Source organism: Agromyces mediolanus (assembly GCF_023715325.1).
GTDB classification, from domain to species: Bacteria; Actinomycetota; Actinomycetes; order Actinomycetales; family Microbacteriaceae; genus Agromyces; species Agromyces mediolanus_A.
In genome coordinates, this window is sequence record NZ_JAMBNX010000009.1 from 104,233 (window position 1) to 118,651 (window position 14,419).

Annotated in this window: 13 protein-coding genes; 7 read left to right on the forward strand and 6 right to left on the reverse strand. The window is 72.1% G+C overall.

Annotated features, from left to right (window positions below; translation table 11 throughout):
- Positions 1–50 precede the first annotated feature (50 nt).
- Entirely contained in the window at positions 51–1,391 is a 1,341-nt protein-coding gene (locus M3147_RS15495) for an MFS transporter (RefSeq protein ID WP_251204314.1), read from the reverse strand.
- Positions 1,392–1,640: 249 nt separating this feature from the next.
- Between M3147_RS15495 and M3147_RS15500 the strand changes: the two genes are divergently transcribed.
- A complete protein-coding gene (locus tag M3147_RS15500) occupies positions 1,641–2,303 on the forward strand; it encodes a YqaJ viral recombinase family protein (RefSeq protein WP_251204377.1) in 663 nt (220 codons plus the stop codon).
- Entirely contained in the window at positions 2,300–3,088 is a 789-nt protein-coding gene (locus M3147_RS15505) for an alpha/beta fold hydrolase (protein WP_251204315.1), read from the forward strand. Before M3147_RS15500 ends, M3147_RS15505 begins: the two co-directional genes overlap by 4 nt.
- On the opposite strand, the gene M3147_RS15510 is transcribed toward M3147_RS15505, so the two are convergent.
- On the reverse strand, positions 3,027–3,743 hold the full coding sequence (locus M3147_RS15510) for a Pr6Pr family membrane protein (RefSeq protein WP_251204316.1): 717 nt from the start codon (positions 3,741–3,743) through the stop codon (positions 3,027–3,029). The two genes, M3147_RS15505 and M3147_RS15510, sit on opposite strands and share 62 nt — an antisense overlap.
- A 38-nt stretch (positions 3,744–3,781) precedes the next feature.
- Positions 3,782–4,741 carry an ArsR/SmtB family transcription factor gene (locus tag M3147_RS15515; RefSeq protein WP_251204317.1) on the reverse strand — a complete coding sequence of 320 codons (960 nt, stop codon included), beginning with the start codon at positions 4,739–4,741 and terminating at the stop codon, positions 3,782–3,784.
- Positions 4,742–4,797: 56 nt separating this feature from the next.
- On the opposite strand from M3147_RS15515, the gene M3147_RS15520 reads away from it, so the two are divergent.
- On the forward strand, positions 4,798–6,168 hold the full coding sequence (locus M3147_RS15520; protein ID WP_251204318.1) for an MFS transporter: 1,371 nt from the start codon (positions 4,798–4,800) through the stop codon (positions 6,166–6,168).
- Here M3147_RS15520 and M3147_RS15525 read toward each other — a convergent pair.
- The 3 genes from M3147_RS15525 to aceA all read right to left on the reverse strand — a co-directional run bounded on the left by M3147_RS15525 (position 6,165) and on the right by aceA (position 9,862).
- Entirely contained in the window at positions 6,165–6,719 is a 555-nt protein-coding gene (locus tag M3147_RS15525) for a GNAT family N-acetyltransferase (protein WP_251204319.1), read from the reverse strand. The two genes, M3147_RS15520 and M3147_RS15525, sit on opposite strands and share 4 nt — an antisense overlap.
- Positions 6,720–6,791: 72 nt before the next feature.
- Positions 6,792–8,456 (reverse strand): malate synthase A, encoded by a 1,665-nt coding sequence (gene aceB, locus M3147_RS15530; RefSeq protein WP_251204320.1) that lies wholly within the window; start codon positions 8,454–8,456, stop codon positions 6,792–6,794.
- Positions 8,457–8,527: 71 nt separating this feature from the next.
- The gene (gene aceA / locus M3147_RS15535; protein ID WP_251204321.1) at positions 8,528–9,862 is read right to left on the reverse strand and encodes an isocitrate lyase; all 1,335 of its coding nucleotides are present in this window, start codon (positions 9,860–9,862) and stop codon (positions 8,528–8,530) included.
- 361 nt (positions 9,863–10,223) lie between these two features.
- On the opposite strand from aceA, the gene M3147_RS15540 reads away from it, so the two are divergent.
- From M3147_RS15540 to M3147_RS15555, 4 genes are read left to right on the forward strand one after another with little or no spacing between them, the layout of a single operon-like run.
- A complete protein-coding gene (locus M3147_RS15540; protein WP_251204322.1) occupies positions 10,224–11,381 on the forward strand; it encodes an ABC transporter ATP-binding protein in 1,158 nt (385 codons plus the stop codon).
- 55 nt (positions 11,382–11,436) lie between these two features.
- Positions 11,437–12,621 carry a polyamine ABC transporter substrate-binding protein gene (locus M3147_RS15545; RefSeq protein WP_251204323.1) on the forward strand — a complete coding sequence of 395 codons (1,185 nt, stop codon included), beginning with the start codon at positions 11,437–11,439 and terminating at the stop codon, positions 12,619–12,621.
- Positions 12,614–13,540, forward strand: a complete 927-nt coding sequence (locus M3147_RS15550; RefSeq protein ID WP_251204324.1) for an ABC transporter permease — start codon at positions 12,614–12,616, stop codon at positions 13,538–13,540. The genes M3147_RS15545 and M3147_RS15550 overlap by 8 nt, the downstream gene beginning before the upstream one ends.
- On the forward strand, positions 13,537–14,379 hold the full coding sequence (locus M3147_RS15555) for an ABC transporter permease (protein WP_251204325.1): 843 nt from the start codon (positions 13,537–13,539) through the stop codon (positions 14,377–14,379). The genes M3147_RS15550 and M3147_RS15555 overlap by 4 nt, the downstream gene beginning before the upstream one ends.
- Positions 14,380–14,419 lie beyond the last annotated feature (40 nt).

The following is a 14,419-nucleotide window of genomic DNA, read 5'->3' on the forward strand; positions in this document are numbered from 1 at the left end:
GCCGGGCGGATGCCCCGGCCGATGCCTGGTCGCGGGAGTGGTGTCGGGGCTCAGCCGACGTGGCTGCGCGCGGCCGGCTCCGGCAGCGGCAGCACGGCGTGCGAGCCGAACCGCGGCTTCACGATCGCGGTGAACACGAGGGCCACGACCGCGACGAGCACGAGGTAGCTCGAGACCGACCAGGTCTGGCCGCCCGCGGCGTTCGTGAGCGCCTGCGCGATGAGCGGGCCGAAGCCGCCGCCGAGCACGGTGCCGAGCTGGAAGCCGAGCGACATGCCCGAGTAGCGCACGCGCGGCTCGAAGAGGTCGGCGAAGAGCGTCGCCTGCTGGCTGAACAGCAGGCCGACGAGGATGCCGCTGACGCCTGTCGCGGCGAAGAGGCCGACGACGGTCTCGGTGCCGATGAGCCAGAACATCGGGAACGCCCAGAGCACCAGCAGCACGAGGCCCACCATGAGCAGCCGGCGCTGGCCGAAGCGGTCGCCGAGGTGCCCGGCGATCGGGGTCGTGACGAGGTTCGTGAGCGAGGAGAAGACGTTCGCGAGCAGCACGACCGTCGGGTCCATGCCGAGGGCGCCGGAGGCGTAGCCGAGCACGAAGACGCCCTGGATGAGGCCGAGGGTGGTGTCGCTCGTGTGGATGAAGACCGCGGCCGCGATCTCCTTCGGGTAGCGCCGGACGGCCTCCCAGACCGGGAGCTTCGCCTCCGCCTTCTTCTCCTGCACGGCGACGAACTCGGGGCTCTCGTCGACCTTCAGCCGCAGGAAGACACCGACGACGAGCAGCAGGGCGCTCGCGAGGAAGGGGATGCGCCAGCCCCAGGCGACGAGCTCCTCGAGGCCGATGGTGGCGGTGAGCAGGGCGACGACCCCGCTCGAGAGGATGACGCCGATCGGGGCGCCGGCCTGCACGAGGCTGCCGAAGAAGCCGCGCCGCGCGGCCGGGGCGTGCTCGACCGCGAGGAGGGCCGCGCCGCCCCACTCGCCGCCGATGCCGATGCCCTGCAGCACGCGCAGCACGACGAGCAGGATGGGCGCGGCGACGCCGATCTGCGCGTACGTCGGCAGCACGCCGATGAGCACGGTGACGGTGCCGGTCAGCATGAAGGTGAACAGCAGCACGCGCTTGCGGCCGATGCGGTCGCCGAAGTGGCCGAGGATGATGCCGCCGAGCGGCCGGGCGATGAAGCCGACGGTGAAGGTGGCGAGGGAGAGCAGGGTGGCGACGCCGGCGTCGCCCGTCGGGAAGAAGACCTGGCCGAAGACGAGGGCGGAGAGCGTGCCGAAGACGAAGAAGTCGTAGTACTCGAGCACCGATCCGATGGTGCTGGCGGTGACGGCGCGCCAGGAGGCCGCTGGGGCCTTCGTGGGCGAGGGGGCGGTCGTGTCCATGTCACTCCTCATTGAACGTGCGGACTCGGGGATTGGGGGATGGAATCGATTCCGGAATCGATTCCAAAGCGTACGGCGCGAGCTCGCGGCCGTCAATCCCCGACTTCGGCGGCATCCGGCCCCGGCATCCCGCCCTGCATCCGGCCACGGCATCCCGCCCGGCATCCGGCCGCCGTCGCCCGGCGGAGGTACCCTCGGAGGGTGACCGAGCCCTTCGCCCTCTTCGACCTCGACGAGGTCGCGCCCAGGGTGTCCGAGGCGCTGCGGCACGAGCCGCACCCGCACGAGCGGCGCATCGTCGCCGATTCGGGCGACCGCGTCGCCTGGCTCCGGGCGCGCAGCCAGGGCATCACCGCGACGGATGCCGCGAAGCTCGCCACCCGCGAGTCGGTCCGCTCGGCGGCGTACGAGAAGCTGCACGGCTCCCGGCGGAGCTTCGGCGGCAGCCGCTTCACCGACCACGGCCGCGAACGCGAACCCGTCATCGCCGCCTGGGTCAAGCAGTCCCACGGCATCCTGCCCTCGAGCCTCCTGTTCCACGCCGAGACCGAGCGCCGCCACCTCGCCACGCCCGACGGCCTCGTCGCCGACCCGGCCGGCCGGCTGACGCTCTGCGAGATCAAGACCACCTCGAAGCCCTGGCGCTCCATCCCCCGCTCGTACCTCCGCCAGGTGTGGTGGCAGCAGTACGTGCTCGGTGCCGAGCGAACGCTCGTCGTCTGGGAGCAGCACGACGACTTCGTCCCCGTCGAGCCCGAGCCGCGCTGCCGCTGGGTCGACCGCGACGACGACGAGATCCAGCGCCTCGTCACCCTCGCCGGCGAACTGCTCGAGGCGCTCGGGCCGCGCCCGGCCCCGCCGCAGCCCCGCGAGCGCGACCGCTCCTTCTACCGGCCGGGCGCGCTCGCGTGACCGCACTGCTCCTGCACGGACTCGGCGCCGACCGTCGCCAGCCGCTGGAGCTGCTCGCCCCGCCCCTCATCGGCGTCGAAGGGCCCGGGGTGCGGATGCTCGCGACCGACGCCCGCGCGCACGGCGACTCCGCGCTCCTCGGCACGCCCGCCGACTTCGCGCTCGACGGGCTCGCCGAAGAGGCGGTCGCCGACGCGCTCGCCCTCGATCCGGGCCTCGCGGATGGGCCGGTGACGCTCCTCGGCATCTCGATGGGCGCCGCGATCGCGCTGCGCATCGCCCTGCGGGGGCTGCTGCCCGTCGACCGGGCCGTGTTCGTGCGGCCGTCGTTCGACGACACCCCGTACCCCGAACAGCTCCGGCCGTTCCCCGTCATGGGGCAGCTGCTGCACGACCGGGGGCCGGCCGCGGTCGAGGACTTCCGCGAGAGCTGGCACTACCGCACGGTGCAGCACCGCTCGCCGGCGGGGGCGCGGGCACTGCTCAGCCAGTTCGGCTCGCCGCGGGCGGCGGAGCGGGCCGTGCGGCTCGTCGAGGTGCCGCGCAACCGCGCGTTCGCGAGCGACGCGGAGCTCGCGCGCGTGCCCGAGGGGGGCGTCCGCTCCCTCGTGGTCGCCGCCGAGCGCGATCCGGTGCATCCGATCGAACTCGGCGAACGCTGGGCGTCGGGGCTCGCGGCCGAACTCGTCGTCGCCCCGCCGCGGGAGGACGGCCTGCCCGCGCTCAGCGCACGGATTCGCGAGGGCGTGGCGCGCTGGCTGGAGGCGAATCCGCCCCGCCGCTGAGCGGCGCCGCCCCGGTCGCCCGGGGGTACGGCCAACTCGTCCGGCTGAGCGCGACGATGCCCGCACCCACCAGCAGGATGAAGGCCGCGATCGCGATCACGTAGACGAGCACGCCGTCGTAGCCGACGCCCGGTGCGACGTCCGGGTTCAGGAACGGGTACGGGTACCAGTCGGCGATCGGCCCGCGGACCATCGTGTACACGACCCACGCGAGCGGGTAGACGGCGACGAGCCAGAGCCGTCGCCACGGGATCGGCCGCCGTCCGGGCCCGAAGACCCAGTCGACGAGCACGTACAGCGGCGCCCAGACGTGCAGGATCTCGTTCGACCAGGGCACGGTCGTCGCCTGGTCGAGCGCGAGATCACGCAGCAGCAGGTTGAACACGACGAGGGTGGTCGTGAGGTACGTGGTCGCGCAGGCGCGCACCAGCGCGAACGTCGGAGCGTCGTCGCGCCCGCGGAACGCGAGCCCGGCCGCGATGACGAGCACGACCGCCCCGATGAGGTTCGACTGGATGGTGAAGAAGCTGAAGAAGTTCACCAGGAAGACGCCGGGCTCGGGCACGAGCGAGAGGCTCTTCACGAACTGGCCGACGACGGCGGCGACGATGGCCGCGGCGGCGACGAGCCGCAGGACCGCGAAAGCGATGCGCATGGCCCAGAGCCTAGTGGCTGCCCCGGGACCGTCGGGAGCTATCCGCTGCGACCAGCGAGGAGCGCCGAGCCGAGCTCGCTGCGGAGGTACAGCACGCTCCGCCCGGAGCGGGTGCCGACGAGCAGCCCGGCGTCACGGAGCGCGCGGAGGTGCTGGTTCACCGCGCTCGTGGTCACCCCGAAACGCACGCCGAGCTCCGTCGAGGAGGCCGGGTCGCCGAGGGCCGCGAGGAGCTTCGCCCGGGTCTCGCCGAGGATGCCCGCGAGCGCGCCCGGGTTCGCGACCGGCTCGGTCTCCCAGAGCGCCCCCTGCCCGCGCGCCGGGTACATCAGCATGGGCGGCCCGTCGCCGACGGGGGCGGAGGCGCGCCTCGTGAACATCGTGGGCACGAGGGTGAGCCCGTTGCCGTCGATCGGCTGCAGCCGCTCCCCCGGGTCGCGCAGGCGCACCGCGACGACGCCGTCGGCGTAGTCGACCGTCGACGAGATGCCGTTCAGCATCGTCGACAGCCCGTTCTGCGCGATCTGCCGGCCGCGGTAGACGACGTCGGCCTCGAGCACGGTGCGCATGCGCGGCCAGTAGGGCTCGAAGGTCGCGGTCCAGAGCTCGCGCAGTGCGCGGATGACCCGCCGGAAGGCCGCACGCGGCGGCCCCGAGAGCGCGTCGGGGATCCGCCCGTGCACGGCGACGAGGTCGGCGAGGAACACCTCGGTGGGCAGCGCCTCGAGCGCCGCGAACTCGTCGTCGATCCGGGTGAGCGGGGAGGCCGGCCTGGGGTTCAGGAAGTCCGGCGTCCAGAGCCGCTCGTCGATGAGCGCGCGCAGCACCTCGAGGTCGAGCTCGGCGCGGGCCTCCTCGGTGCGCCGCAGCCAGGGCAGCTGCAGCGGGAACCCGGCGGGCACCATGACGGCTCGGAGCGAGAGGCCGAGCTCGCACAGCGGGGAGATGCCGAAGCGCACGGCGGCGACATCGGACTCCTTGAGCACGTACCTGAGCATGAAGCACAACGCTACATCGATTTCCCGCGGCATCCGGCTCTGGCAGAACTGAACCCGTGACCAGCACCCCGCCCGCCGACGCCCCCGCCCGTCCGCCGTTCCGCGAGCGCCTCGCCGCCGCGGTGAGCGACCCCGTGCTGCGCATCCTCGTCGGCTCGACCCTCATCTCCCGCGTCGGCCGCGGCATCTTCCTCACGGTGACGGTGCTGTACTTCACCCTCATCGTCGGACTCACCCCCGGCGAGGTCGCGATCGTGCTCGCCTCGGCGAGCGCGGCGGGCGTCGTCGCCTCCTTCGCCGGCGGCTGGCTCGCCGACCGGGTGAGCGCCAGGCGGCTGCTGCTCTGGGCGACGGGGATCGAGGGCGTCGCGCTCATCGCCTACGTCTTCGCCGGAGACTTCCTCACCGCGCTCGTCATCGCGATCGTCTGCGGGCTCTTCGAGCAGGGCGCGAACTCCACCCGCTCGGCGATCATCGCCCGGGCGTTCGAGGGCGAGGCTCGGGTCGGCGCCCGGGCGGTGCTGCGCACCGTCACGAACGCCTCGATCGCGGTGGGCTCCGGACTCGGGGCGCTCGCCCTCGCGATCGGCACCGCCGAGGCGTACCGTGCGCTCATCGTCGGCGCCGGCGTGCTCTACCTCCTCGGACTGCTGCAGCTCGTGAAGCTCCCGGCCCGCGTCGACGCCCCGGCGCGCGCCACGATCGCCGAGGTCGTCACCGAGACCGGATCGGTGGATGCCTCGGCCACCGCCGCGGCCGCCCGCACCGCGCGCCGCGACTGGCGCAGCCACTCGCCGTGGCGCAACCCCAGGTACCTGCTGCTCACCGCCCTCAGCGCGATCTTCGGCATGCAGTTCGGGGTCGCCGAGCTCGGCGTGCCGCTCTGGATCACGCGCGAGACGGCCGTGCCCGAGGTGCTCATCTCGGTGCTGCTGATCCTGAACACCGCGATCGTGATCGTCTTCCAGGTGCCCGCCTCGCGGGGCACGCACGACCTCCGGGTCGCGGGCCGCGTCTCCGGCATCGCCGCGTGGCTGATGGCGGCGGCGTGCCTCGTCTACGCCGCCGCCGCGGGGCTGCCGGTCGGGTTCGCGATCGCCGTCCTCGTCATCGCGGCCGTCGCGCACGCCTTCGCCGAAGTGCTCTCGCAGGCCGGCGGCTGGGGGCTCAGCTTCGAGCTGGCCGACCCCGTGCGGGCGGGCGCGTACCAGGGCGTGTTCGGCATGGGCTACTCGGTCGGCGCGCTCGCGGCGCCGCTCGTCGTGAATGCGACCGCGATCTCGCATGGCCTCGCCGGCTGGGCGGTGCTCGCCGGGGTGTTCCTCGCCTCGGGCCTCGGCATCCGTTGGATCGCCCGCCGCGCCGCGAGCCGGGCGGATGCGGCCTCGGCCGAGCTGCCCGAGCCGGCCGAGCCGGCCGCCGCCTAGGCTCCGGCGGGGGCGGCGAAGGCGCGCTCGAGCACGAGGTCGTGCTCGAGCCGGTCGCCGAGCCGGAAGCGCTTCGTGCCCACCCGGGCGAACCCCTGCTTCTCGTAGAAGCGGATCGCTCGCGCGTTCTCGGCATTCACCCCGAGCCACACGCTGGCGGCGCCGCCCGCGGCGGCGACCTCGAGGCTCGCCGTCATCAACTCGGCCGCGACGCCGTGGCCGTGTGCGTCGGCGTGCGTGTAGAACTTGCTGAGCTCGATCGTGGGGCGGGCCGCGACGACGGCGGCGGCATCCGCGTCACCGGGTTCGCCGCCCACGAGCATCGACCAGCCGATGAGCCGCCCGCGCTCGTCGGCGGCGAGGAGCACCGCCCGGGCCGGGTCCGCCAGATGCGCGGCGAAGCGCTCCGGGGTGAGCTCGGCCGCGAGGTAGGCGGCGATGTCCGCGGCGGTCGCTCCGGGCGGGCAGGCGAGCGGGAAGGTCTCGGCCGCGAGCTCGGCCAGCTCCTCGAGGTCGGCGGGCGCGGCGGCGCGGATCGTCAGCACGGTCACCCTCCGATTCTGCCCGAACCCGACTTGCCCGACTTTCATGAAAGTCGGGCAAGTCGAGGGGGTGGGCGTTGTTCAGAGGAAGCGGGCGTACGCACCCAGGGTGAGGAAGGTCGGGAACTCCGGCTCGAGCGCCACCGTGCGGAACACCTGGATGGCGTCGTCGAAGCGGTCGCCCTCGAAGCGCGGCAACCCGCGCACGGCCTCGCCCATCGCCTGCACGATGTACGTCTGGTCGATGCGGGTGCCCTCGGCCGTGACCGTGTTGTCGTGCAGCCACTGCCAGATCTGCGAGCGCGAGATCTCGGCCGTCGCGGCATCCTCCATCAGGTGCTCGATGGCGGCCGCGCCGACGCCGCGGAGCCAGGACTCCACATAGCGGATGGCGATCTGGATGTTGTCGATGACGCCCGCCTCGGTGACCGCGCCGCCGATGGACGGGATGTCGAGCAGCTGCGCCGCCGTCACCTCGACGTCCTCGCGGAGCCGCTCCAGCTGGTTCGGCCGCTCGCCGAGCACCCGGTCGAACTCGGCGCGCGCCGTCGGGATCAGGTCGGGGTGCGCCACCCAGGTGCCGTCGAAGCCGTCGCCCGCCTCGCGGCGCTTGTCGGCGGCGACCGCGGCGAGCGCGCGCTCGGTGATCTCCGGGTCGCGGCGGTCGGGGATGAACGCGCTCATGCCGCCGATGGCATGCGCTCCGCGCCGGTGCGCCGTCTGCACGAGCAGCTCGGTGTACGCCCGCATGAACGGCACGGTCATGGTGATCTGCGCCCGGTCGGGCAGCACCCAGCGGCGGCCGCGGCTGCGGAACGTCTTCACGATCGAGAAGATGTAGTCCCAGCGGCCGGCGTTCAGGCCCGCGCAGTGCTCGCGCAGCTCGTAGAGGATCTCCTCCATCTGGAACGCGGCCTGGATCGTCTCGATCAGCACCGTCGCCCGGATCGTGCCCTGCTGGATGCCGAGCGCGTTCTGCGCGAAGACGAACACGTCGTTCCAGAGCCGGGCCTCGAGGTGCGACTCGAGCTTCGGCAGGTAGAAGTACGGGCCGCGGCCGAGCTCGATGAGCCGGCGCGCGTTGTGGAACACGTAGAGGCCGAAGTCGACGAGCGAGCCGGAGGCGTGCATCGCCCGACCGGTGCGGTCGTGGAAGCGCAGGTGCTTCTCGGTGAGGTGCCAGCCGCGCGGCCGGAACACGATCGTCGGCGTCTCGGCGAGCTCGCGCTCGACGCGGTACTGCTTGCCCTCGGGGCTCGTGAAGTCGAGCCGGCCGCGGAGCGCGTCGGCGAGGTTCAGCTGCCCCTCGACGATGTTCCGCCAGGTGGGGCTCGTGGCGTCCTCGTGGTCGGCGAGCCAGACCTTCGCGTCGGAGTTCAGCGCGTTGATCGTCATCTTGCGGTCGGTGGGGCCGGTGATCTCGACCCGGCGGTCCTCGAGGCCGGGGCCGGCACCGGCGACCCGCCAGCTGCGGTCGGCGCGGATCTCCGCCGTCTCGGGGAGGAAGCGCGGGTCGCGGCCGTTGGCGGCGTCCACGCGGGTCTGCAGCCGCGCGGCCAGCAGCTCGTGCCTGGTGTGCGCGAAGCGGTCGTGCAGCGCCGCGAGGAAGTCGAGCGCCGCCGGGGTGAGGATCTCCTCGTAGCGCTCGCCGAGCGGGGCGGTCACCTCGATCCAGGGCGAGACGGTGGCGAAGCCGCCGGTGCGCTGGGGGGACTCGGTGCGGTCGAGGGTGGGCGTGATGGTCATGAGGTCGTCTCCTTGGTTCCGTGGAGGTGAGGCCCGGCGCGCCGAGGGGATGCCTCGGCGCGCTCAGGTCGTCAGAACTGGTCTTCCTCGGTCGATCCGACGAGGGCGAGCGTGGCACTCTGCGGGTTCAGCGCGGTGGCGATGCGGTCGAAGTAGCCGGTGCCGACCTCGCGCTGGTGGCGCGTGGCGGTGTAGCCGGAGGCCTCCGAGGCGAATTCCGCCTCCTGGAGCTCGACGTAGGCGCTCATGTGCCGCTCGCGGTAGTCCTGGGCGAGCGTGAACATGGAGTGGTTCAGGGCGTGGAAGCCGGCGAGGGTGATGAACTGGAACGCGTACCCCATCGCCGCGAGCTCGCGCTGGAACTTCGCGATCTGCTCGTCGTCGAGGTGGCGCTTCCAGTTGAACGAGGGCGAGCAGTTGTAGCTCAGGCGCTTGCCGGGGAACTTCGCGTGCACCGCCTCGGCGAAGCGGCGGGCGAGCTCGAGGTCGGGCTCGGCCGACTCGACCCAGAGCAGGTCGGCGTACTCGGCGTAGGCGAGGCCGCGGGCGATGACCGGCTCGATGCCGTTCTGCACCTCGTAGAAGCCCTCGGCGGTGCGCTCGCCCGTGACGAAGGGGCGGTCGCGCTCGTCGTGGTCGCTCGTGAGCAGGGTCGCGGCGAGCGCGTCGGTGCGGGCGATGATGATCGACGGCACCCCGGCGACGTCGGCCGCGAGCCGGGCGGCGTTGATGGTGCGGATGTGCTGGCTCGTCGGGATGAGCACCTTGCCGCCCATGTGGCCGCACTTCTTCTCGCTCGCGAGCTGATCCTCCCAGTGCACGCCGGCGGCGCCCGCCTCGATCATCTGGTGCATGAGCTCGTAGGCGTTCAGGGGGCCGCCGAAGCCGGCCTCGGCGTCGGCGACGATGGGGGCCATCCAGTCCTTCTGCTCCTGGTCGGTCGAACCCTCCCCCGCCTCGATCTGGCCGGCGCGCAGCAGCGCGTTGTTGATCCGCCGGACGACGGCGGGCACCGAGTTCGCCGGGTACAGCGACTGGTCGGGGTAGGTCTGGCCGGAGAGGTTCGCGTCGGCGGCGACCTGCCAGCCGGAGAGGTAGATGGCCTTCAGCCCGGCGCGCACCTGCTGCACGGCCTGGTTGCCGGTGAGGGCGCCGAGCGCGGCCGACCACTCGGGCTCGGCCATGGGCGCGAACGCGGTGCCGGTGTTGCGCTGGAGGTCGTCCCACAGCCGCTCGGCGCCGCGCTTCGCGAGCGTGCGCTCCTCGCGCACCGGACCGCGGAGGGCGATGACGTCCTCGGCGGTGTAGTCGCGCGTGACGCCCTCCCAGCGGGGGTTGGCGTCCCACTCGAGCTGCAGCTCGGCAGCGGTCTGGGTCTGGTCTCCGGGGCGGAAGGGGGTGCTCATCGTCGTGCTCCGTTCGAGTTCGCCGCGGGGTGCGGTTCGCTGTGATGCCTCCATGCTGCGGGCGCCCCGAGGGGTGCCGACCACGATCCGTGGGGTGAACTTTCCCGGAAGTTCTGCGCGTCGGAAATTGCCGGGCTCGAGTCGACTCGGCGGGGCCGCATAGCCCCTCCGAACGGGATTCGGGTTTCGGCGCGATGACGAGACCTCGGACGAACTGTCGCCCATCGCCGACGCCGGGCGATGGATCGTCCGGTTCTGCACCGGGCCATTGCCCCCGCCCGCCCCCGGCGGTTGAATGGCGGCACGCGAGTGAACGGCGGCACGCAAGGCGGCGTGCCGCGGACCCGGGAGGTACCACGAGGTGACGACGGCGACCGAGGCGAGAACGGCCTCCCAATCCAATGTTCGGGCGGGCTCCGTCGAGATCGATCGGGTCACGAAGCGCTACGGCGAGCAGACCGCGGTCGACGGCGTCTCGCTCACCATCGAGCCGGGCGAGTTCCTCTCCCTCCTCGGCCCCTCCGGCTGCGGCAAGACGACGACGCTCCGCATGATCGCCGGATTCGAACAGCCGAACGAGGGCGACATCCGCGTCTCCGGCCGTTCGGTGCTCGGGCTGCCGCCGTACCGCCGCGACGTCAACACCGTCTTCCAGGCGTACGCACTGTTCCCGCACATGTCCGTCGCCGAGAACGTCGCCTACGGCCTGCAGCAGCGGCGCACCCCGAAGTCCGAGCTCCGCACGCGGGTCTCCGAGGCGCTCGAGCTCGTCCAGATGCGCCGCTTCGCCGACCGCAGGCCGACGCAGCTCTCCGGCGGCCAGCAGCAGCGCATCGCGCTCGCCCGCGCCCTCGTGAACCGCCCCGCGGTGCTGCTCCTCGACGAGCCCCTCGGCGCCCTCGACCGGCAGCTCCGCGAGGAGATGCAGCTCGAGCTGAAACTCCTGCAGTCCCGGCTCGGCATCACCTTCGTCTTCGTCACGCACGACCAGGGCGAGGCGCTGTCGATGAGCGACCGCATCGCCATCATGCGCGACGGCCGCATCGAGCAGCTCGCCGACGCCGACACCATCTACGCCCGCCCCGTCTCGGCGTACGTCGCCGCCTTCGTCGGGCAGCAGAACTTCTTCCGCGGGCCCGTCGCCCGGGACGGCGCAGCCGTCGAGTCGCCGCACGCCGTGGTGCAGGGCACGAGCACGGCGCTCGCCGGCGTCGCGAACGGTCAGGCCGCGGTCCGGCCCGAGTTCGTGCGCATCGAGGCTGACGACGCGGCGGCGCCGTCCGCGCCGAACTCGGTGCGGGGCACCCTGCTCGGCGTCTCCCACCTCGGCGAGACGATGCAGTACCTCGTGCGGCTCGGCGAGGAGCAGAGCCTCATCGCCCGCCGGCCGACCCCCGAGGCGCCGACGCTCGAGCTCGGCCAGGCGGTGCGCTGCTCCTGGTCGGCCGAGAGCGTGCTGCTCTTCCCCGCCGACGAGGCGGCGCAGGCCGGGGGCTACGTCGCCCCGCCGACCGCGTGACCGCCTCGGCATCCGATTCGCCCCACTGTTCCGCTGTACGACCCAGGAGGACCTCATGACCGAATCGACCCCCACCGTGCGGATCCTCGCGAGCACCGACGCCGCGAAGGTCATCCGTCGCGAGCTCAGCCGCCGCGGCTTCCTCAGCGCGGCGGTCGCCGCCGGCGCGACCGGCGTGCTCGCCGCGTGCAGCCCGGGCGGCGGGGCGCAGAACGCGCCCGTCGCGACCGGCGGGCCGCTCGAGTCGAAGCTCTCGATCTACACCTGGGGCGACTACGACGCGCCCGACGTGCTCGAGGCGTTCACGAAGGAGCTGGGGCCGAAGATCACGCTGAGCTCCTTCAACTCGAACGAGGAGCTGATCTCGAAGCTCGTCGCGGCGAAGGGCACGAGCGGCTTCGACATCGTCGTGCCGACTGGCACCTTCATCCCGCAGATGATCGAGAACGGGCTGCTGCAGAAGTTCAACCTGGAGCTCATCCCGAACCTCGAGCACATGGACCCGGCGTTCCTCGGCCGGGCGTGGGACCCCGACAACGAGTACTCGATCTGCAAGGCGTGGGGCACGACCGGCTTCGTCTACGACAAGAACATCATCACGCGCGAGCTGAAGGACTGGAACGACTTCATCGACGCCGCGCAGAACGAGGCGAGCGGCAAGACGAGCGTGCTCGACGACCCCGCCGAGCTCACCGGCATCTACTTCTGGGCGAACGGCATCGACTGGACGACGACCGACCCGGCCGAGCTCGACGCGGCCGAGGACTTCCTCGTGAACACCCTCGCCCCGCACGTCGCCGCATTCGACTCGTACCCCGGCGGCTCCGCCATCCCGCAGGGCACCCAGGTGCTCATGCAGTCGTGGAACGGCGACGCCCGCCTCGGCATCCTGGAGAGCCCGGACCCCAGCCGCTGGCAGTGGGTGCTCGGCTCGCCGGCGACCGAGCTGTGGATGGACAACTGGGCCATCCCGGCCGGCGCCCCGAACCCCGAGGCCGCGCACGCCTTCATCAACTACGTGCTGACCCCCGAGAACTCGCTCGCCGAGCTCGACTACATCGGGTACCACACGGGCGCGACCGGCATCGAGCAGGCGGCGGCCGACGCCGAGCTGCCCATGCTCGACCTCGTGTTCTTCACCCCGGAGCAGATCGAGACGATGCACGAGGGCGAGGTGAACGAGGCGCAGGAGCGCGTCGTGGAGATCTGGAACACGATGAAGGCGGCGGCCGGTGCGTAAGAGCGCCGGCGTCGCCCTCGCCTTCCCGGCGTGGGTGTGGCTGCTGGTCTTCTTCGTCGCCCCGGTGGGGATGGTGATCTGGTTCAGCTTCGGCTACAAGCCGGGCATCTTCGGCACGCACGCCAACGATGTGCTGAGCTTCGACCGCTACGTCGAGGCGATGTCGCCGACGTTCTTCGCCACGTTCCAGAACACGCTCTGGGTCGGCATCGCGGGCACGGTGATCTGCCTGCTCGTCGGACTGCCCGTGGCGTACTGGATGGCCGTCAAGGCACCGCCCTCGCGTCGGGGACTGCTCGTGGCGCTCGTGATGGTGCCGTTCTGGACGAACTTCCTGGTGCGCACCATCGGCTGGCAGGTCATCCTCGCGCCCGAGGGCTGGCTGTCCAGTGCGCTGCAGGCGATCGGCCTCATCGACGGCCCCCTCGAGCTGCTGTACACCCGCGGAGCGGTGCTCCTCGGCGTCGTCTACAACTACCTGCCGCTCATGATCCTGCCGCTCTTCGTCGCCTTCGACCGGGTCAGCGGGCCGCTCCGCGAAGCCTCGAAGGACCTCGGCGCCGGGCGGTGGACCACGTTCTTCCGGGTCACCCTGCCGCTCGCGCGCCCCGGCGTCGTCGCGGGCGTGCTGCTCGTGTTCATCCCGCTGATGGGCGACTACATCACGGCGACCGTCCTCGGCGGCGCGAAGGGCAACATGGTCGGTCAGCTCGTCGCGAGCCAGTTCCAGACGGCGCAGAACTGGGCGCTGGGCTCGGCGATGGCGGTGCTGCTCATCATCGTGATCATGGCGACCGTGGCGGTCGGGGCGGGCCTCGTCTGGCTCGTCACGCTGCCGTTCCGCAGCCGGAACCGGCTCGTGCTCGGCGCGGCCGAGCCATCCGCCCGGTCCAAGCCCGTCGAGGAGGTGGCTGTATGAAGCAGCGGTCGTGGTCGGATGTCGTCCTGAGCGTCTGGGGCGTGCTCGTCTTCATCTTCCTCTTCGCGCCGATCCTCGTGATCATCGTGTCCTCGTTCAACGTGGGGCGCCTGCTCGTGTCGTGGCAGTCCTTCGGCTTCGACTCGTTCCTCGCGCTCTTCGAGAAGCCGGCGATCCGCGACGCCGTCTGGATCTCGGTGCAGACCGGCTTCATCGCCGCGATCGTCGCGACGCTGCTCGGCACGCTCGCGGGCATCGCGATGGCGCGCCACCCCGGCAAGTGGGTGTGGTGGTTCCTCGGCCTCCTGCTGCTCGTCTCGGTGACGCCGGAGATCGTCGACGCGGTGGCGCTGCTGCCGTGGCTCGTGTTCCTCGGCCAGGATCTCGGCATCGGCCTGTTCAACGACGGCATCATCCGGCTCGTGATCGGGCACTCGCTGTTCTCCGTCGCGGTGGTCTCCTACCTCGTGCGGGCCCGGCTCGTCGGGCAGGAGGGCCAGCTCGAGGAGGCCTCGGCCGACCTGTACGCGAAGCCGCCCGCCACCTTCCGCCGGGTCACGCTGCCGCTCGCGATGCCCGCCGTGCTCGCCGGCTTCCTGCTGTCGTTCACGCTGAGCCTCGACAACACGGTCATCGCGGCCTTCGTGCAGGTCTCGGGCACGACGCCGTGGCCCGTGTACGTGCTGAGCGCGCTGCGCAGCGGTCTTCGCCCGGAGATCGCCGCGGTGTCGACGATCATGCTCGTGCTGACCCTGCTCGCACTCGGCCTCGTCGCGTACGTGCTGCGCCGCGCGGGCGACTCGGCCGCCGACATCGCCCGCACCATGGGCGGCGGCTGAGCCGCCGCGCTCGCCCGCTCCCCTGTTGCTCGCGCGCCTT

Excerpts from the sequence above, each read along its gene's own strand:
- aceB (WP_251204320.1), bottom strand. The coding sequence starts at position 8,456 with ATGACCATCACGCCCACCCTCGACCGCACCGAGTCCCCCCAGCGCACC.
- M3147_RS15555 (WP_251204325.1), top strand. The coding sequence starts at position 13,537 with ATGAAGCAGCGGTCGTGGTCGGATGTCGTCCTGAGCGTCTGGGGCGTG.
- M3147_RS15515 (WP_251204317.1), bottom strand. The coding sequence starts at position 4,741 with ATGCTCAGGTACGTGCTCAAGGAGTCCGATGTCGCCGCCGTGCGCTTC.
- M3147_RS15495 (WP_251204314.1), bottom strand. The coding sequence starts at position 1,391 with ATGGACACGACCGCCCCCTCGCCCACGAAGGCCCCAGCGGCCTCCTGG.
- M3147_RS15510 (WP_251204316.1), bottom strand. The coding sequence starts at position 3,743 with ATGCGCATCGCTTTCGCGGTCCTGCGGCTCGTCGCCGCCGCGGCCATC.
- aceA (WP_251204321.1), bottom strand. The coding sequence starts at position 9,862 with ATGAGCACCCCCTTCCGCCCCGGAGACCAGACCCAGACCGCTGCCGAG.
- M3147_RS15545 (WP_251204323.1), top strand. The coding sequence starts at position 11,437 with ATGACCGAATCGACCCCCACCGTGCGGATCCTCGCGAGCACCGACGCC.